This window comes from Paraburkholderia sp. J67 (assembly GCF_905220265.1).
In the GTDB taxonomy this organism is placed as follows: Bacteria; Pseudomonadota; Gammaproteobacteria; order Burkholderiales; family Burkholderiaceae; genus Paraburkholderia.
Genome location: NZ_CAJMZK010000014.1, coordinates 51,475 through 69,833, shown reverse-complemented (window position 1 = coordinate 69,833; position 18,359 = coordinate 51,475). Strand labels below are relative to the sequence as shown.

The 18,359-nt window shown below is 63.3% G+C and carries 16 protein-coding genes and 1 tRNA gene; 1 reads left to right on the top strand and 16 read right to left on the bottom strand.

Annotated features, from left to right (window positions below; genetic code table 11):
* Positions 1-281: 281 nt before the first annotated feature.
* The 6 genes from U5782_RS23795 to U5782_RS23770 all read right to left on the bottom strand — a co-directional run bounded on the left by U5782_RS23795 (position 282) and on the right by U5782_RS23770 (position 7,046).
* Positions 282-1,925 (bottom strand): FGGY-family carbohydrate kinase, encoded by a 1,644-nt coding sequence (locus tag U5782_RS23795; RefSeq protein ID WP_322046334.1) that lies wholly within the window; start codon positions 1,923-1,925, stop codon positions 282-284.
* A 35-nt stretch (positions 1,926-1,960) separates the two neighbouring features.
* A complete protein-coding gene (locus tag U5782_RS23790) occupies positions 1,961-2,689 on the bottom strand; it encodes an SDR family oxidoreductase (RefSeq protein WP_322046333.1) in 729 nt (242 codons plus the stop codon).
* A gap of 35 nt (positions 2,690-2,724) precedes the next feature.
* Positions 2,725-3,990 (bottom strand): ABC transporter permease subunit, encoded by a 1,266-nt coding sequence (locus U5782_RS23785; RefSeq protein WP_322046332.1) that lies wholly within the window; start codon positions 3,988-3,990, stop codon positions 2,725-2,727.
* An 11-nt stretch (positions 3,991-4,001) separates the two neighbouring features.
* Complete coding sequence (locus tag U5782_RS23780; protein WP_322046331.1) at positions 4,002-4,808, bottom strand: ATP-binding cassette domain-containing protein; 807 nt, start codon at positions 4,806-4,808, stop codon at positions 4,002-4,004.
* A gap of 81 nt (positions 4,809-4,889) precedes the next feature.
* Positions 4,890-5,948, bottom strand: a complete 1,059-nt coding sequence (locus U5782_RS23775) for a sugar ABC transporter substrate-binding protein (RefSeq protein WP_322046330.1) — start codon at positions 5,946-5,948, stop codon at positions 4,890-4,892.
* A gap of 138 nt (positions 5,949-6,086) precedes the next feature.
* The gene (locus tag U5782_RS23770) at positions 6,087-7,046 is read right to left on the bottom strand and encodes an AraC family transcriptional regulator (RefSeq protein ID WP_322046329.1); all 960 of its coding nucleotides are present in this window, start codon (positions 7,044-7,046) and stop codon (positions 6,087-6,089) included.
* A gap of 330 nt (positions 7,047-7,376) precedes the next feature.
* Between U5782_RS23770 and U5782_RS23765 the strand changes: the two genes are divergently transcribed.
* A tRNA-Gln gene (locus U5782_RS23765) sits at positions 7,377-7,454 on the top strand.
* A 172-nt stretch (positions 7,455-7,626) separates the two neighbouring features.
* Here the strand turns inward: U5782_RS23765 and U5782_RS23760 are convergent.
* From U5782_RS23760 to U5782_RS23715, 10 genes are all read right to left on the bottom strand, one after another.
* A complete protein-coding gene (locus U5782_RS23760; RefSeq protein ID WP_322046328.1) occupies positions 7,627-9,093 on the bottom strand; it encodes a UvrD-helicase domain-containing protein in 1,467 nt (488 codons plus the stop codon).
* 113 nt (positions 9,094-9,206) lie between these two features.
* Entirely contained in the window at positions 9,207-9,503 is a 297-nt protein-coding gene (locus U5782_RS23755) for a 4Fe-4S dicluster domain-containing protein (RefSeq protein ID WP_322046327.1), read from the bottom strand.
* Entirely contained in the window at positions 9,500-9,814 is a 315-nt protein-coding gene (locus U5782_RS23750) for a hypothetical protein (protein WP_322046326.1), read from the bottom strand. Before U5782_RS23750 ends, U5782_RS23755 begins: the two co-directional genes overlap by 4 nt.
* A gap of 12 nt (positions 9,815-9,826) precedes the next feature.
* On the bottom strand, positions 9,827-10,408 hold the full coding sequence (locus tag U5782_RS23745; protein ID WP_322046325.1) for an RNA polymerase sigma factor: 582 nt from the start codon (positions 10,406-10,408) through the stop codon (positions 9,827-9,829).
* A gap of 111 nt (positions 10,409-10,519) precedes the next feature.
* On the bottom strand, positions 10,520-11,473 hold the full coding sequence (locus tag U5782_RS23740) for a dimethyl sulfoxide reductase anchor subunit family protein (protein WP_322046324.1): 954 nt from the start codon (positions 11,471-11,473) through the stop codon (positions 10,520-10,522).
* 34 nt (positions 11,474-11,507) lie between these two features.
* Positions 11,508-12,242, bottom strand: coding sequence for a 4Fe-4S dicluster domain-containing protein (locus U5782_RS23735; protein ID WP_322046323.1), 735 nt, complete (start codon positions 12,240-12,242; stop codon positions 11,508-11,510).
* Between the two features lie 15 nt (positions 12,243-12,257).
* Positions 12,258-15,194, bottom strand: a complete 2,937-nt coding sequence (locus tag U5782_RS23730; RefSeq protein ID WP_322046322.1) for a molybdopterin oxidoreductase family protein — start codon at positions 15,192-15,194, stop codon at positions 12,258-12,260.
* 200 nt (positions 15,195-15,394) lie between these two features.
* The gene (locus U5782_RS23725) at positions 15,395-16,135 is read right to left on the bottom strand and encodes an SDR family oxidoreductase (RefSeq protein WP_322046427.1); all 741 of its coding nucleotides are present in this window, start codon (positions 16,133-16,135) and stop codon (positions 15,395-15,397) included.
* Positions 16,136-16,261: 126 nt separating this feature from the next.
* Positions 16,262-17,074, bottom strand: a complete 813-nt coding sequence (locus U5782_RS23720) for an isocitrate lyase/phosphoenolpyruvate mutase family protein (RefSeq protein WP_322046321.1) — start codon at positions 17,072-17,074, stop codon at positions 16,262-16,264.
* A 28-nt stretch (positions 17,075-17,102) separates the two neighbouring features.
* Positions 17,103-18,278 carry an MFS transporter gene (locus U5782_RS23715; protein ID WP_322046320.1) on the bottom strand — a complete coding sequence of 392 codons (1,176 nt, stop codon included), beginning with the start codon at positions 18,276-18,278 and terminating at the stop codon, positions 17,103-17,105.
* Positions 18,279-18,359 lie beyond the last annotated feature (81 nt).

Genomic DNA, 18,359 nt, shown 5'->3' with positions numbered 1-18,359 from the left:
GCTAGCGGCCTCGATTGGGTTCACGAGTCCCGCTGGCAAATAATATGGTATGCCATCGTAACCATTGGAAGAATCATGAAATATTATGGAATACCATAAGCTCACACGTAGTTAGTCCACGTTATGAGCAACCAGACAGAGCGATCAGAGAGAAATCGGGACAGATAACTGCGCGGGAAATGGGAGAGGCGCGTCCGTGCTACCGCCGGGACGCGCCATTGCTGCATAGAGGATCACTGCTGCCCTGCGTGAAGGGCGTTGTGCGAGCGACAGTGCGACACTCAGGCCCGCGTCTGGCGAAGACTCCGCGCTACGTCCTGCAACTGCTTGAACGCCGCGTAGCGCGCTTCATGCAGCGCGGCAATTTCGCCACGGGCCGGTTCATGAACCTTGTCGATCCGCGACATCCGCGCCATCGCCAGCGGCAGGTCGTCGTAAAGGCCGCCCGCCACCGCGCCGAGCATCGCGGCGCCCAGCAGCACCGGCTCCTCGGCCTCGGTCGCGAGCACGGGCCGGCCCGTCGCGTCGGCGAGCAACTGGCGAACCAGACCCAGACGCCCCGCACCGCCGCTGATCACCACGCGCTCGACCGGCGCACCTGCCGCCGCCTGGACCTCGATGATCTGACGCAGGCCGTAGCCGATGCTGCAGATGCCCGCAACATAGAGCGCCACGAGACTCGCCTCATCGGTCTCCATGCCCAGGCCCGCGATGACCGCCCTCGCGTGCGGGTCGGCGAACGGCGCACGATTGCCGAGGAATTCCGGCACCACATGGAGATCGTGGGCGAGCGCCACCGTCCCGGAAAGCGAGTCGGATGCCTGCGCCGCCAGCCCCGCAAGCATGGCGGGCAGCGACTGGCCGGCCTGAGCGGCGCGACCTTGCATCTCGTGCGCCAACGGATGCATGCCGACGAGCCGCTCGATCGCCGCCCCGGCGACCGACTGGCCGCCTTCGTTCAGCCAGGTCTGCGGCACCATCGCCGAAAAATACGGCCCCCACACGCCGGGCACGAAGACCGGCTCGCGCGTGGTGGTCATCGTGCACGACGACGTGCCGAACACGTAGGCGAGGCACGCTTCGGGCGCGCCATCGGCGCCCACCGTGCCGATCCCGCCCGCATGTGCGTCGATCACGCCCGCGGCCACCGGCGTCCCGGCGAGCAGACCGAGTTCGGCGGCGGCCTGCGGCGTCAACCCGTGCCCGAGCGACGTTCCAGGTTCGACCACGCGCTGGCCGATACGCGCGAATCCCTCATCTGCGAGCACGCCCAGCCCCACCGCGCGAAAGTAGCTCTCGTCCCAGCGCCGCTCGTGCGCGAGATAGGTCCATTTGCAGGTGACCGTGCAGGTAGAGCGCGCCAGGTCGCCACTCGCGCGCCATGTGAGGAAATCGGTCAGGTCGAAGAATTGCCAGGCGGCCTCGAACACGTGCGGGCGATGCTCCAGCAGCCAAAGCAGCTTCGGCGTCTCCATCTCCGGCGAGATCGTGCCGCCGACGAAGCGCAGCACCTCATGGCGCGTGGCATTGATGCGCTGCGCCTGATCGACGGCCCGATGGTCCATCCAGACGACGATGTCGCGCTCGTCCGCTTCCGTGGGCCCGACGGCCAGCGGCCGGCCGCCTTCGCCCAGCACGACCAGCGAGCAGGTCGCATCGAAGCTGATACCGGCAATGGCGTCCGGCGCGATCGCAGCCGCCGCCAGCGCGTCGCGCACGGCGAGGCCGACAGCACGCCAGATTTCCGTGCTCGACTGCTCGACGATCGACCCGCTCGAATGAAACACGGTGATGTCGTGCTTCGCCGACGCCGCCATGACGCCCTTCGCATCGAAGATGCCGGCGCGGGCGCTGCCCGTGCCCACGTCCACGCCGATCACATAGCGCGCGCCGGATGCCGTGCTTTCCAGGTTCTCAGAACTCATTGCAGTGTGTCTGTCCGATGATTAAGCGGCGACGCTCAGAGATCCACGCTGTTAGGCAGGATCACGAGGTCGCGAATGGTCACGTTGCGCGGCCGGGTCAGCATGAAGACCACCGCATCGGCGACCTCCTTCGGCTGCATCAGACTGCCGTTGGCCAGTGCTTCCTCCATCTTGGCCTTCGGCCAGTCGTCGAGCAGCGCCGTGACCACGGGCCCCGGCGCGACCGCCCCCACCCGCACGCCATGCCTGGCGACCTGGCGGCGCGTGGTGTGCACGAAAGCCTGCACCGCGAACTTGGACGCCGTGTAGATCGGCTCCCACACGACCGGCACGATGCCCGCGATCGAACTGGTGAACAGGATGTCGCCCGAGCCCTGCGCGACCATGTGCGGCAGCACCGCGTGCACGCTGCGGAACGCCGCGTTGATGTTCAGGTTCAGCATGCGGTCCCATTCGTCGGGATTGCCGCTCACCACCTCGCCGCCGATATAGGCGCCCGCGTTCGCATGAAAAATGTCGAGTCCGCCCGCCAGCTCGAGGATCTTCGGCAGCATGCCCGACACCTCGGCGCCCTGCAGCAGATCCACCTGCAGCGGCAGCGCGTTCGGCCCCAGCTCCGCGCAGCACGCATCCAGCCGTTCTTTCGCGCGGTCGATCAACACGACCTTGGCACCTTGCCCGACCAGCGCGCGGGCACATTCGAAACCGATACCCGAAGCCGCGCCGGTGATGGCGGCCACTTTCCCCTTCATGGATTCAGACATGAACGACTCTCCAGGATGCATTGAGTTAGGCGCGCTCAGGCGCGGCCATGCGTGACACGCGAGCGGCGCGCCAGCGAATCGACGATCACCGCGATGGCCAGCACCGCGCCGGTGATCATGAAACGCAGCGACGAAGACAGATTGAGGAGCGTGAGGCCGCTCGCGATCGACTGGATCACGATGATCCCGAGCACCGCGGACCAGGCGCTGCCGCGCCCGCCGAACAGGCTCGTGCCGCCGATCACGGCCGCCGCAATCGCGTTGAGATTGACGTCGCCGGTGCCGGCCTGCTGACTGGCCGATGCCAGCCGCGTCGCCGTGAGCACGCCGCCCAGTGCGGCCAGCGCGGCGCACAGCACGAACGCGCTCGTATAGATGCGCCGCACGTTGATACCGGCGCGCCGCGCGGCTTCGCGATTGCCCCCCACGGCGTTCATCGAACGTCCCCAGCGCGTGCGCGTGAGCGCGTAATTCATCGCGACGGTCAGGCCAAGGAATACGCCGAACATCAGCGGCACGCCGCGCCCCCGGTCGAGATAGGCGACGACGAGTTCGAGCAACAGCGTGATGATCGCGGCGCGCGCGAGCAAGCCGCTGACCGACGGCGCCGAAAGACGGGCCGCGCGGCGGCGTTCGCGCGTGCGCAGCCCGAGCACCACCATCGTGAGCCCCGGCAGCAACGCCAGCACGTGCGAGACGACGGCTGGAATAATCATTAGTTGCCCGAAATTCACCATCGCCGAGCCGTAGGGCAAGTTGATCGAACCGTCCGAGCCGAGCACATAGAGCTGCATGCCGAGAATCGCGAGCAGCCCGGCAAGCGTCGACACGAAGCTCGGCATCCCCAGGCGGTTCAGGAGCATCGCGTAGAGCGCGCCGATCGCGCCGCCCACAACGATTGCGACGACGATGGCGAGCAGCACCGGCCAGCCCTCGTTGACCCACAAGAGGCCCAGCAGCGCCGAGGCAAAGCCGCTCATCGACCCCACCGAAAGATCGATTTCGCCGACCAGCAGCACGCACACGATGCCAAGCGAAATGACGCCGACCGTCGAGCAGTCGAACAGCAAGTTCACCAGGTTGTCGGCGGAGAGAAAGACCGGGTTCAGGCTCGTGAACACCGTCCAGATGATGACGAGACCCACGATGACCGGCAGCGAGCCGAGGTCGCCCGAGCGGATCCGGTCGACGAAAGCCGACACGGTCTCGCCAACGCCGCTCGCATGTTTGACGCGCACATCGCTGCGGTCGAGTAGCGGGGGCGGGGGCGACTGCGTTGCGCCCTGCGTTTGCTTGCTCATGATCATTCCTTTCATTGAACGTCCTGCTGCGCGGCTCGCCGTCCGGCGCGGCGCGACACCGCGTTTTCCGTCGCGCCCGTAATGGCGGCGACCAGTTCCGCATTGGAGGAATCGGGATAAAAGACGCCGTTATTGCGCCCGAGGCGTAGCACGACGATGCGATCCGCCACGGCGCGCACGTCCTCCATGTTGTGGCTGATCATGATCACCGCGTGGCCGCGCTCGCGCACGCGCTCGATCAGGTTCAGCACCTCGGCCGTCTGGGCCACGCCGAGCGCCGCAGTGGGCTCGTCGAGCATGATCAGCTTCGGGTCCAGCAACAGCGAACGCGCGATCGCGACCGTCTGGCGCTGCCCGCCGGAGAGTGACGCGACCACATCGCGCACATCGGGAATGCGCGCCGACAGTTCGTTCAGCAGCGTCCAGGCGCGCACTTCCATCTGCACTTCGTCGAGCCGCATCGGACTCAATTCGCGGCCAAGGAAAATGTTCGCGACGACATCGAGGTTCTCGCACAGCGCGAGATCCTGAAACACCGTGGCAATGCCGAGGTCGAGCGCCGTGGCCGGATCGGTCAGCGTGACCGGCTGGCCACGGAACGTGATCGTGCCAGCGCTCGGCTGATGCACGCCTGCCAGCACCTTCACCAGCGTCGATTTGCCGGCGCCGTTGTCGCCCACGAGGGCGACCACTTCGCCTGCATGGACGTCGAGTTCGATGTCGGTGAGCGCGGAGACCGCGCCGAAATGCTTCGAGATGCCGCGCAGACTCAGCACGAGTTCGCCCTGCGACGCGCGAGTTGGGGTGTTCTCAATCATGGGCTCAGTCATGGAATTACCTGCTCTCTGGAAAACCAGGGGGACGGCAGGCGCCGCACCCCATTCGATCTGCATACCTGATCAATTCGCAATACCCAGCTTCTTGCAGCCGTCCGCGTAGCGCCCCGTGCACAGGTCCTTCGCGCTCGTGAAGCCCTTGTCCAGCACCTCGGCCTTGATGTTCTTCGCGGTGATGACAGCCGGCTTGAAAAGCTGCGACGGCGTGTTGAAGAGCGTCGTTTCGCCCTTGGGCTTATCGCCCGAGAGGAAGCCCACGGCGACCTTGGCGGCCGCACCCGCGACGATCTCGCTCGGCTTGAGGATCGTGTTGTACTGATCGCCCGCCACGATCAGTTGCAGGCCCGCCAGCGTCGCGTCGTTGCCGGTCACGGGCGGCACCGGATTGACGCCCGCGGCCTTGAAGGCGGCGATGGTGCCGCCAGCCGTACCGTCGTTGGCGGCCACGACGCCGACGATCTGCGAACCGAAGCGCGTGATCTGTCCGCTCACCCACTGCTGGGCCTTGGGCGGCGCCCATTCCGGCGTGTCGTATTCGGAGAGCGTCTTGTAGCCGCTGCCTTCCAGCCCTTCGTGTATGCCCTTCTTGATGAGACCTGCCGCCGCATCGGTAGGCGAGCCGTTGACCTCCAGCACACCACCCTTGCCGGTCGCCACGCCTGCCTCTTTGAGCCGCTGCACCAGCGACTGCGCGATGGATTTGCCGATCTCCTCGTTGTCGAACGACACGTAATAGTCCGCCGGCGTGGACGGCACCGGGCGATCGTAGGCAATGACCTTGATGCCCTGGCTTTGCGCCATATGGACCAGCGAGGCCGCTGCGGTCGAGTCCACCGGATCGAGCACGATCACCTTCGCGCCCTGCGCGATCACCGAATTGAACTGTTGCTGCTGCGTCGACGCATCGGCATTGGCGTTCTGGTACAGCACCTTGCAACCGGCGCAGAGTTTGGCCATTTCCGCCTTGAAGCCCGGAAAGTCATGTTGCTCGTAGCGCGTCGAGGCGTGGTCGGGCATCAGGAACGCCACCGTGCCGCTGGGCGCGGCGAAGGATGCACTCGCGCCGGTCAGCGCAAAGCCCAGCAAGGCCGCATTGATCAGATGGGTTGAGAGTTTGGTCATGGCTTGTCTCCTTTGTTTGCTTGTCTCGTTGGAAAAATGCCGGTGCAGCGCGTGCCGCCGGTGGACAACAGGTAAAGCTTCCCCACGCGGGGCACGAAAAGCCCCGCGCGACATTTCATCTTGCGTGCAATGTTTGCGCTAGGCGGGCACGAGGGTCCGGTCGGCCGATTCGGCGGCGCTGGCGGCATTGAGGCGCTGCCACGATCGCCACCGCGAAGGCGACATCGACTTGATCTGCAGGAACTGCCGGTTGAAATTCGAGAGATTGTTGAAGCCGACCTGATAGCAGATCGCCGTGATGCTCAGTTCGTCGGATAACAGCAACTGACACGCAAGATCGATACGCAACTGGTTCACGTACTGCACGAAAGGCACGCCCGTGTGTCGGCGGAAATACCGCGAGAAAGCGCTGACGCTTTGACCCGCGAGCGCGGCCAGATCCGTCTCGCGCAATTCCTGCGAGAGATTCTTGCCGATGAAGGTCAGCACGTGATTGATGCGCGAACCGGCATAACGGCTTGGGTCGGCGCGATAGGCGGCGCTCGCGAGCTTTTGCGGCTCGGCGCTGCGCAGCAGTTGGTCGAACAGCCCAATGAACAGCATGACGCGGCGCAGCCCCTGCGCACTCACCATCTCGCGCAGGATCGGCTCGACGGCAGCACCCGTTTCCGGGGGGAACAGCAGACCGCCGCGCGACGCGTCCAGCAGCGCTTCCACGCGCCGGAATTCGGGAAACGCCTCGATGGTGCGCGCGACAAACGCAGCGTCGAATTGCAGGACGAGGCAACGTTCGTCGACGCGTTCGCCTTGCGGCACGCTGCTCACCCAGTTATGCGGCAGATTCGGCCCGACCATCACGAGATTGCCCGGCGCGAAATTGCCGATGTGATCGCCCACGAAGAACTTGCCCGTCGTGGCCGTGATGAGGTGAATCTCGTACTCGGGATGGAAATGCCAGCGCACCGTCCGATAGGGATAGCCATGCGCCCAGACCTTGAACGATTCGGCAACCGGAACCGCGACCAGTTCGAGATCGGGCTGGTCCAGCCGGGCATGGCCCGCATCCCTGTGCGTCATCGCGTCCTGCGTGGATAGCATGTGTCTTCCTCCTGCGGCGGTGCATTCTTTGTAGTTCGACTCGCGGATTCGATGCGCCCGCCATGTCTGAAAATTACCTGTCCCCATGCGAATCGGCTACTGAAAATAAGACGCCGCACTGATACTTTTTTGCATACGGGAAACCCCGTATCGCAATTAATGTCAATTTTTGTGCAACGCAGCGGGGGATGAGCGGATTGGATCGCTCGCTGACCTACCAAAGCGCGGTTGGGCCACCCGCCTCGCGCGCAGACCAATCGGAGAATGCAGAATCTCCTTGCTCTGCCCTTTGCGCTTTTCCAAACCTCTGTTATGATCTCGCCCCTACGTAGGGGAGTCGCCAAGCTGGCCTAAGGCACCGGATTTTGATTCCGGCATTCGAAGGTTCGAATCCTTCTTCCCCTGCCACCCTCTTCCTCAAAGCCTTGCACGGCTCCACGTTCCAGTCATTCGAACTGGAATACATGGCGAGCCGATGCACTCATGGCTACCCGCTCCCTGAGTCGTTTCAGCGTTACCCTGCCCGATCCAGGCTTGCTGCCTGATTGATGTTCCTCGGCGCAATCACGACGGTGTTATCTCAGCCACGATGGGCCACCAGTCGCAGCAGTTCGTCGCGCATCGCCGAGATGTCCAGCACGTGCTGCGCACGCGTGATCGCCACGTAGAGCAGGCGAATTTCGTCCTCATCGGGAACCGGCCTGCCGTCCGCGCCGCGAAAGCGGAAATCGTTCGCCACGCGCACCCGTTTCCACTCCAGGCCCTTCGCTCGATGGACCGTCGAGATGACATAGTCGGCTTGCGCCTCGGGCGTGCACTGCTGCGCAAGCGAGCGCAGATAGCCCGTGCCGAGTTCATCGACGATCTGCACGAGCGGCAGCAGGTCCTGACCAAACGGCGTGCGCGAGAAGGCCTGCGCATCGGCCCAAGTCTCGAACAGGGTGAACGCCGCTGGCCGGAACGCGCGCTGCCCGGCGAGTAGCTGATCGGCGCCGTCCGCGAAAGCGGTTACCTCCGCCGGGCTCATACGGATTGCCGGCCGGTGGCCCGCTTCGAGGCCCGCTGCCAGTTGCCAGATGGCGGTCACGTTCTTGCGGCACAGCACGGCGTCCACTGGCGGCGCGATCGAGGGGTCCTCCACCAGGATCGAGCCGATCGCAGCCTGGCCGCGCAGCGGCACCGGCTCGCCCAGACGCGCAAGCAGGCGGCTCGCCAGCGCCGCGAACGTCGCGCCGAACCGGAACGATTCCGTGAGCGCGCATTCGGGCGCGTCGATCTGCGCCATCGCGTTGACCGCGCCCCGCCACTCGTAAATCTGCTGATAGGGATCGCCTACGTAGATCACCTGCGCGTGGCGCTGACGCGCCAGCACGGAGAGCATGACGCCGTCACTGTCCTGCGCCTCGTCGAAGAGAATGTAGTCCGCCTCGATGCGCGGTTCCGACATCGCCCAGAGCTTGAGCACGACATCGGGCGACACGGCGCTGCCCGACCCGGCCGCGGCGCTCTCCTCCCACAACCGATGCACGGCAGGCAACAGCCAGGCTTGCAGCGCGGCGCTTGCCGCCTCGTCGAGCTTGTCGTCGACGACGATGTGACGTGCGTGCGGCTGCGCGTCAGCCGAGCGGCAGAAACGGCCGAGCGCGTCGGCGATCATCCGGCCGGTCTCGAACGGCGTGATCTCGACAGCCCGACCCGTCACCGTGCGCACCTGCACCGGCCCGAAGCCGAAGCGGGCGGCCAGCGCGTGCGGCGCCTCGGCCTGGAGACTGCCGCGTTGTTTGAGTGCTGCGCTGGCCGCACTCCAGGCCTGCGCATGCATCGTGCGCGACACGATATGCGATGGAAACTTCCGTGCTGCGGCCGCGGCGATGTCCCGGTTGAAGGCGAGATAGATGCCGCGCCGCTGCCCGAAACGGTTCGCGATGAGTTGGAGCGTAGACGTCTTTCCAGCGCCGGCGAAAGCCTTGATCTTGAGGTCGCCGCCCTGGTGCGCGGCAGAGACGGCGGCGAGCTGTTCTTCGGTGGGAGGGAAAGAGACGGACATGAAGGTGGCGGAATGACCGGATCAATGTGTTACCTCTGTCCCGGGTCCATACACATTGCGAAAGGCAGCAGTCTACCGCAGACGTCCGCGTCCCTCTGCGCACGCCTTCAAGACTATGCCGCTCTGGCCAGCTTGATCGCGCGCTCGGGGCACGCCGTCACGCAAAGACCGCACGAGCGGCAGGCATCGGCATTCGGTGTGTAGGCGACCTTCATTCCATGCACGCGCAGCTTCAGGCGATGCCCCCAACCGAGACCGCGATAATCGGCTTCGTCGATGCGCCGGATCTCAAACACCTGCTCGGGGCAGACCTCCAGGCAATCGCCCTTGCCCTCGCAACGTTTCAGGTCGACGACGGGCACAATCACGCCCGGCTTCTGCTTGCAGTCAACCGTGGATGCCTCGCTCATGCTTCGTCTCCCGAGCGCCGCGCGTGCCTCGCTCGCCATGCCGACTGGAACTGCTCCCGTTCTTCGGGCGTCATCGCTTCCCACTTGCGCCAGTGACGCCGGGCGCGTCCGCCGCCGTGCCCGCGGAATCCGCCAAACAGAATGCGGCTCAAAACCAGCAGGCCCAACGCGTGGGCGAAGTCGATCGTTCGAGCGCCGACGAATAACGCCGGAATCACCCAATTCCATAGCATCATGACCACCCATCCCAGTACGGCGATGGCGACCACCACAAGCAGCGCTTTACCCGCGCATCTGATTCGAAACTTCATCCGTCGACTCCTCTATCGGTCAAGATCGTCATAAATGGGCTGTAGCCTCGCGCGCAGATGCAAGACCGCGTAGCGCTTGCGCGCGAGCAGCGTATTGAGCGCGATGCCGCTTTGCGCAGCCAGTTCCTTGAACGAGCGCCCCTCCAGTTCGTGCGCGATGAAAACGTCGCGTTGATCGGGCGGCAACTCATCGAGCGCTTCCTGCAAGGCCTTGAGCAACAGGCTGCGCGCATAGAGCGCTTCCGGGCCCGCATCGTGCGCTGGCAGGGCGAGGTCGAGGCGATATTCACTGTCGGCATCGTCCCCGGCCTCGGACAGATCGGCGAGCGGCTGCTCCTTCTTCTTGCGGAACCGATCGACGATGCGATTGCGCGCGGCACGGAACAGCCACGCGCTCGCCTGTTCGATCGGCGCGGGAAGCCGGTAGGCCTGCACAAATTCGTGGAACACGTCCTGGAGGATGTCCTCGGCGTCGTCCTGGTCGCGTATCCGGCGCCGGATGAAATTGCCGAGCCTCGCGCGCTCACGCACCACGGTCGCGGTGATTTCGCTGTCTCGGTCGGTCATCGGCTGCGAGTTGGGTGGCGGTTCCATGTCCCTGAAGACGTTTCAGGTCCACGGATATTGTGGCGGTCGCGAAATATTTTTGCGTCGTTAGGGTTCTACGACCGCCTGCACCGCATTGGCGCGATGAAACTCCGCCCGCTACGACTGCCGATAATAAAGATTCTGCGGATGTCGCGCCTCGGCAAAGAAGAACCAGCGCTCCGCCACCAGCCCCGCGTACTGGATAAGCGCTGCCGCGCAAAGCAGCGCGAACGACAGCCCGACGGATCGAACGCCGCCCCCAATCGCCACGAGGCAGAAAGGCGCGAGAAACGCCGCTATCAGGAACGTCCACTTGATACGGGCAAGCGCAAGCGGCGTCTTGCCGTGAAAGAACTCGCGCAAGTTGAAGGCGCCAGCGGTAAAGCCGCGCGACTTCTGCTCGACGCGCTCCGCGCGAATACCGGTCGCGCTTTGAACCGTCGATTTCGGGCGCAGACGCGCATTGCGAATGAGCGACGCCGTACGTGACGCACAGCCAGCGAGCGTCAACGCGCACGCGCACATGGCGAGCGGCACGGTCATGGCCGGCGCGAATCCTGCCGCACATGCGGTCGCCAGCGTAAAGCCGGACGCGCAGCCGAGCAGCATGAAATTGATGAGCGTGAGCGGCGTCGCCCATTCCTGAAGAAAGCGCAGGCACGCATAAATCATGGCGGTGCACACGAAAAGCAGCACACTGGCCACGACCGCCACGCCACCTATCGCTAGCGAAAACGAGGCGCCCAACAAATGCGCCAGGCCATACGCAAAGGTGCAGCCAAGAAACGCGGGTAGACAAAGGCATTCGCGCGAAAGCCACGAGGTGCGCCACATCGCAATCGCGCGCCACGCCCGCTCGGGATGCCCGAGGTGAAAGAACGATGCGACGAGCCCCAATGTCCCGAGCGCGCACGAAAGCCCTGCGCCGACGACATAGAACGCCATCGGCGCCGCGCCCGCATCGCCAAAGCGAAGCCTTAACACCAGTTCGACGCCCACGAGCGCGATGAGCAACCCCTGGCCCGCGCCGCTTAGCGTCGTGAGAAATACCACTGAAAATGCCGGTTTCATAACGCTATCCTCGCTTCGATTCGGAACACGATGTTCAAACGCGCGTAGCAATAGACGCCAGATTGAGCGTGCCGCGTTCGACCTGGGTTTCGAGCGTGGCGGATTCGCCTTCCTCCGGTGTCGAGCACGCACACGTGCCACTACTGCACGACGTCACCTTCTGGCGCGGCAAATAGTGATTCGACGGCCGCGCGCCCCACTCCGGCATCAACTGATAACCGCCGCGTTCGCGTATCGCCTTCGACACCACCGACTCGGGATCGTGAATGTCGCCGAACAGACGCGCCGAGGTTGGGCAGGCCAGCACACACGCAGGCTTGCGATCGCGCTCGGGCAGCGCCTCGTTGTAGATACGATCGCTGCACAGCGTGCATTTGGTCATTTCCTTGCGCGCTTCGTCGATTTCGCGCGCGCCATAGGGGCAGGCCCACGCGCAGTATTTACAGCCGATACAGCGGTCGTAATCGACCAGCACGAGGCCGTCTTCCTTGCGCTTGTAGCTTGCCCCGGTCGGACAGACCGGCACGCACGGCGGGTCTTCGCAATGCAGGCAGGACTTTGGAAAGTGAATGGTGTCAGCAAGCGGATATTCGCCGGCTTCGAACGTCTGCACGCGGTTGAAGAACGTGCCCGACGGATCGGCGTCGTACGGGCGAAAGTCGGCAAGACTGCCCGCCTCGCCCGAGGTGTTCCACTCCTTGCAACTCGTCACGCACGCGTGGCAACCCACGCAGACGTTCAGATCGATCACGAGCGCCATCTGTGTCATCGCCTGCTCTCCGGTTTACTTACGCTGCGTGGCTTTCATGAGACGCGCGGCAAACTCGCCGCGCCCGGCAAAATAGGTCTGCACAACGCGCTGGATGAGTCCGCCAGCGGCCGCACCGATCGCGCCCGGTAGCGCGGGCATGGGCGCGAACTGCGGTAGCGTGTGGTCGGCATCCGCTTCCGCCGGATAGATACGCACACGCACGTCGTACCACGCTGCCTGCCCCGTGACCGGATCGGAATTCGACGTGCGCGTATGATCGGCGCGCTTGACTGGAATTTCGTCGGCGATCAGGTGGTTCAGCAGAAAGCCGCGCTGCGATTCGTTGGCGTCGGGACCAAGATTCCATGCGCCCGCGGACTTGCCGATAGCGTTCCACGTCCAGACCGTGCCGGGCTCCACCGCTTCGCTATAACGCGCCATGCAGCGCACTTTGCCCCATTGCGATTCGACGTAAATCCAGCCGCCGTCCTCGATGCCTTGTGCGGCCGCCGTACGCGGATTCATGTAGAGATAGTTTTCGCCGTGGATTTGCCGCAGCCACGCGTTCTGCGAATCCCACGAGTGATACATGGCCATCGGCCGTTGCGTGACCGCTGCGAGCGGAAAGCGCGCATGATCGGTCGCATCGTGTTCGAGCGGCGCATACCAGAATGGCAGCGGATCGAAATACTGTTCGACGCGCGCGCGCAAATGGTCGGGCGGCTGTCGCCCCTTCGTCCTGCCCTGCGCGGCGAGCCGGAACTTCTGCATCACATCCGAGTAGAGCGCGATAACGATTGGTTCGTTAAACTTACGAAATCCTTTTTCGACGGCGAACTGTAGATAAGGCCCGTTGACGTTTCGCATGTACTGCATCGACTCGGGCAGCGTGTAGTGATAGACGCAGTTATGCTTCGCGTATTGCTCCCACTGCTGCGGGTTCGGCTCGCCAACCAGCGCCTTGTCGCCTTCCGTACCGCGCCATCCCATCAGGAAGCCCACGCCCGAGCCCGGCGCCGTCTGATGATGGATGACGAAGTCGGGATAGTCGCGGTATTTACGCTTGCCTTCCGGTGTCGTAAAGGCGGGAAGTTTCAGACGCCCAGCCAGTTCGACCAGCACCTCCTGAAACGGTTTGCACTCGCCCGTTGGCTGCACGACGGGCACGCGTACGGAGTCGACGGGACCATCGAATTCGGAAATCGGCCGGTCGAGCATCGACATCGCGTCGTAACGTTCGAGATAAGTGGTATCGGGCAGAACGAGATCGGCGAAAGCAGTCATCTCCGACTGGAATGCATCGCACACCACGATGAACGGAATTTTGTACTCGCCGCTTTCGTGCCGGTCCGCCAGCATCTTGCGAACTTCGACGGTGTTCATCGACGAATTCCATGCCATGTTGGCCATGAAGATCAACAACGTATCGATCGGATACGGATCGCCGCGCCACGCATTCGTGATCACGCTATGCATCAGCCCGTGCACGGCGAGCGGATATTCCCACGAGAAAGCCTTGTCGATGCGCACGGGCTCGCCGTTGGCATCGACGAAGAGATCTTCCGGCGCGGCCGGCCAGCCGAGCGGACCATTCGCAAGCGGCGTGTTGGGCTTCACGTTGTCGGGGCTGTTGGGCGGTTTCGCCGAGGGCGGCACCGCGCGCGGATACGGCGACTTGTGCCGGAAGCCGCCCGGCCGGTCGATGGTGCCGAGCAAGGACATCAGCACCGCTAGCGCGCGTATCGACTGAAAGCCGTTTGAATGGGCGGCGAGCCCGCGCATGGCGTGAAAAGCAATCGGCGCGCCCGTGACGGATGCGTGAGTCTTGCCCCACGCATCGGTCCAGGGAATCGGCAACGTGACCTGATGATCGCGCGCGACGTCGGCCATTTCCTGGGCAAGGCGGCGGATCGTGTCTGCGGGAATGCCGGTGATCCCGGCAGCCCATTCAGGCGTGCAATTGGCAACCTGCTCGCGCAGCAGTTGGAACGACGGCGCGACGGGCGTGCCGTCCGCGAGCGTATAGCGCCCCTCAAGCGCGGGCCGCACGCCCGGCGCGTGATGCGGCACCTCGTGCTGCTTCTCTGCGTCCCACCACAGATGATTCTGCGGAAAGAGCGGATTGCGTACGTCAACCGTTTTGTCCTGCACGAACAAACCATACGTATCGCTTTCGGGCCGCATATCGAGCAGTTCGCCCGCATTCGTGTAACGCTCCACGAATTCGCGGTCATACGCGTTGCTTTCAATCAGCTCGCGCATGAGCGCCATGAAAAGCGCCCCATCGGTGCCAGGACGGATCGGCACCCATTCGTCGGCGATTGCCGCATAGCCGGTGCGGATCGGATTGATCGCGATGAAGCGGCCACCCGCGCGCTTGAACTTTGAAATCGCAATCTTCAGCGGATTCGAGTGATGATCTTCTGCCGTGCCGATCATGAAGAACAGCTTGGCCCGGTCGAGATCCGGTCCACCGAATTCCCAGAACGATCCGCCCATCGTATAGATCATGCCGGCCGCCATATTCGCCGAGCAGAACCCTCCGTGCGCGGCATAATTCGGCGTGCCGAACTGTTTGGCAAAGAGACCGGTTAGCGCCTGCATCTGGTCGCGGCCAGTGAACAACGCGAATTGTTTTGGGTCGGTCGCGCGTAAATGGGCCAGGCGCTTTTCAAGCAGATCGAACGCAGCTTCCCAGGAGATGGGCTCGAACTGCGCCGTACCGCGTATGGCGTCAGGTTTGCGTAATAAAGGTTGTGTGAGCCGCGCCGGCGAATACTGCTTCATGATCCCCGACGATCCCTTGGCACAGATCACGCCCTGATTCAGCGGATGCTCGGGATTACCGTCGATATAACGAATCTCGCCATCACGCAAATGCACACGTATGCCGCAGCGACACGCGCACATGTAGCAAGTCGTCGTCTTGACTTCGAGTTTTTCGTTCTGCGTGCGGGGCTGATGTTCCATCGCTCCTCCAGAGGCGCTTGCGGTGCCGTCTGCACGAAGACTGTGCCGGCAATGAATATCGTATAAACGCACGGCACATAAGAAAACTCACAATTTACGATCTCAATCATCGGCTTGCCTGATAGTTTCCGCCGATTTGGATCAATGCGCTTCTGGATAAGCGATGGAACGGAGCGCGAAGCGCGCCCCGGGTGACCTGCTTAAGCGTTAGCCCCTCCGTCGACCGTGAGCGTGGCGCCAGTCACGTAACTGGCGTTGGCGCTCGCCAGAAATACCACCGCCTGGGCAATGTCGTCACCCTTGCCGTAGTCGCCAGTGGCCGTCAGCGATTTCAGCGTCGACGCAAACGGCCCTTCGACCGGATTCATATCGGTATTGATGGAGCCGGGTTGGACCAGATTCGCCGTAATGCCTTGTGGGCCGAGTTCTCTTGCCAGTCCCTGCGTGAACGCAATGAGAGCGGACTTCGAACTGGCGTACACGCCGAGCATCGACGCCGGCACGCGGTCGGCAAAGTAACTGCCGATTGAAATAATCCGCCCACCCGCGCCCAGATGCGGAATGGCGGCCTTGGCTGCCACAATCGGTGCGCGAACATTGACGTTGAGCGTCGCGTCGATGTCTTCGATGGAAATATCCTTGACATCGCCCATGCGGAGAATACCGGCGTTATTCACCAGAATATCGAGCCCGCCCAAGGCTTCGACGCTCTGTTGCACAGACGCGAGAACCGCCGTTGCATTGGCGCTATCCGCCTGGATGGCGATACCGCGCCGACCTTGCGCCTCGATCGCCTTCACGACACTGGCGGCCTGCTCTGCCGACTTTTCATAGGTGATCGCCACATCCGCACCCGCTTGCGCCAAAGCCTGGGCGATGGCTGCGCCAATACCTCGACTGGCTCCGGTAACCAGAGCGCGTTTTCCCTTTAGCATCATCACAATCTCCTTGACTCGCTGACAATAAAAATAAGCATGACTGAATAACAATATCTGAATGACCGCATGCGCCGGCACCTACTCGATGGATAAACGCGCGCGATCAATCCTTCGCTGCACGTGCTCCTTTCACGCAGCCGCTACGTTGGCGAAAAGCCCCTGAATGGCTGAATACGCCAAGGGCTGATCGTCGAGCGCATCCGCGCGACCGTTCGCCAAAAAGTCTTGCGCGATGCTTTTCGCTTTGCCGAGCACGACTTGCGAAATGCCGCTACCCGCACTGAGCCGCCGCACGCCCAGCTTGCCGAGCGTCGCCGCGTCGGCGAGCCCTGACACGGCCATGACGTTCAGCGGGAGTCGGGTTGCCTCGGCAATCGTTTCGATATCGGATGCATTCACGAGCGCCGGCAGAAAAAGACCATCCGCGCCGGATGACGCATACAGCGCGCCACGGGCAATCGACTCTTCTGGCTGCTTCGATGGTTCAACCAGCCTTGCAAGAAAGACGTCGCTGCGTGCGTTGACGAAGAGGTCCGAGCCAGATTTCGCCACGGCATTCTTGATCGCTTCGATCTTCGAAGCGAGAAGCGATGCAGGGTCAGGGCCGTCCTCGATATTGATCCCTGCGATGCCGAGATCCACCAGTCGCATGACATGGTCCGCAACGGTCCTTGGGTCGTCGGAATAGCCATGCTCGATATCGACCGACAAGGGCACGCTCAGCACGCGGACGATGCGCCGAACGGCACCCACGACCTCATCGAACGGGAGAATGCGGCCGTCTGGATATCCCAGCGCCCACGCAAAGCCGGCGCTGGTCGTGGCGATTGCGGGTGCTCCCAGCGACTCGATTAGCCTTGCGCTACCGGCATCCCACGCATTGGGCAACAGGAGCGGAAACGAATTTTCGTGCAACTCACGGAATGTGCTGACGTTAGACATGATGCTTTCCTTGTATCGGGATTGAAGCTCAGGCCGTTACTGCACCTTTGGCGGCTTTGGCAAACGATGCGATGCGGCGCGTCGCGAGTTCGGAAACGAGAATCGCGATGACCACGGGAATGCTGGAGAGGTAGCCCAGGTTGTGGCTGCCAATAACCGGGATCACGGCCGCGCCGAGCGCACCGGCGATCGACACACCCACATAGGTCGCCGAAGTATTCAGGCCGACCAGCACGGCGGTCATCGGCGGATTCAGGCTTGCGAGGCGAAACTGCTGCGGCACCAGCACGCCCCATGCACAGGCGCCCCAGATCGTGACGGCAATCGCCGCACTCCAGAGATGGGCGCCGGTGATCGGCATGGTGAGGATGACGACGGCCACGATAGCCAGCTTGATCATCACCACCTTGTGCGAACCGATCTTGTCGAGGATGCGTCCCGTCAGCAGATTCGAGCATGTTCCCGCGAGGCCCCACAGCACCAGCAGTCCTCCCAGCACCATGGCGCTATGGCCGGTAGCACGGTCGAATACCACGGAGAAGTAACTGAAGATAATGAAGGTGCCGATCTGCGCGAGCACGGTCGTCGTGAGCGTAAGCCCAACGCGGGAATCGGTGAGCGGCGACAGGCGCTGAGCGAGCGAAATGGCCGGCGGCAGCGGCACTTCGGGCAAGAACGCCAGGATACCGGCGAATGCGGCGGCACCGAGCACAGCAACGAGAACGAGCGTCCAGTGCCAGCTAGCGAGCCCGCCAATCACGGCGCCGATGGGCGAGCCCAGCGCGGTAGCGGTCGTCAAACCCGCAACGATGATCGAGAGCGCGTAGCCACGCCGCTCCGGCGGCACGAGTGAAGCGCCGGTGCCGCTGGCAGTCGGCGAGAACATCGCCGCGCCCAGGCCCGCGAAAGCCCGCGTGGCCAAGGCGATGCCAAGATTCGGCGCCACGATGGTGCCAAGATTGGCGATGACGAACAATCCAATGCCGCTGAGCAACAAACGCTTTCGTGCGACGTTTGCCGCAAGCGCCGCGATGGTCGGGCCGAGCAAGGCATAGCTCAGCGCGTAGACGCTAATCAGCTGACCCGCCGCGCCGATGCTGACGCCAAACGAGTGTGCGATTTCAGGCAGGATGCCCGCGAAGACAAAGCTATCGGTGCCCAGCGCGAACATACCGAGTGAGAGTGTTAGAAGGCGGCGATCCATGTCGGCTGCTCCAGAAGCAATTTCGAAATAAGTCTCGTGACGAAACTATAGGGAAGCCAACCTGATCGCACTACGGGCCGC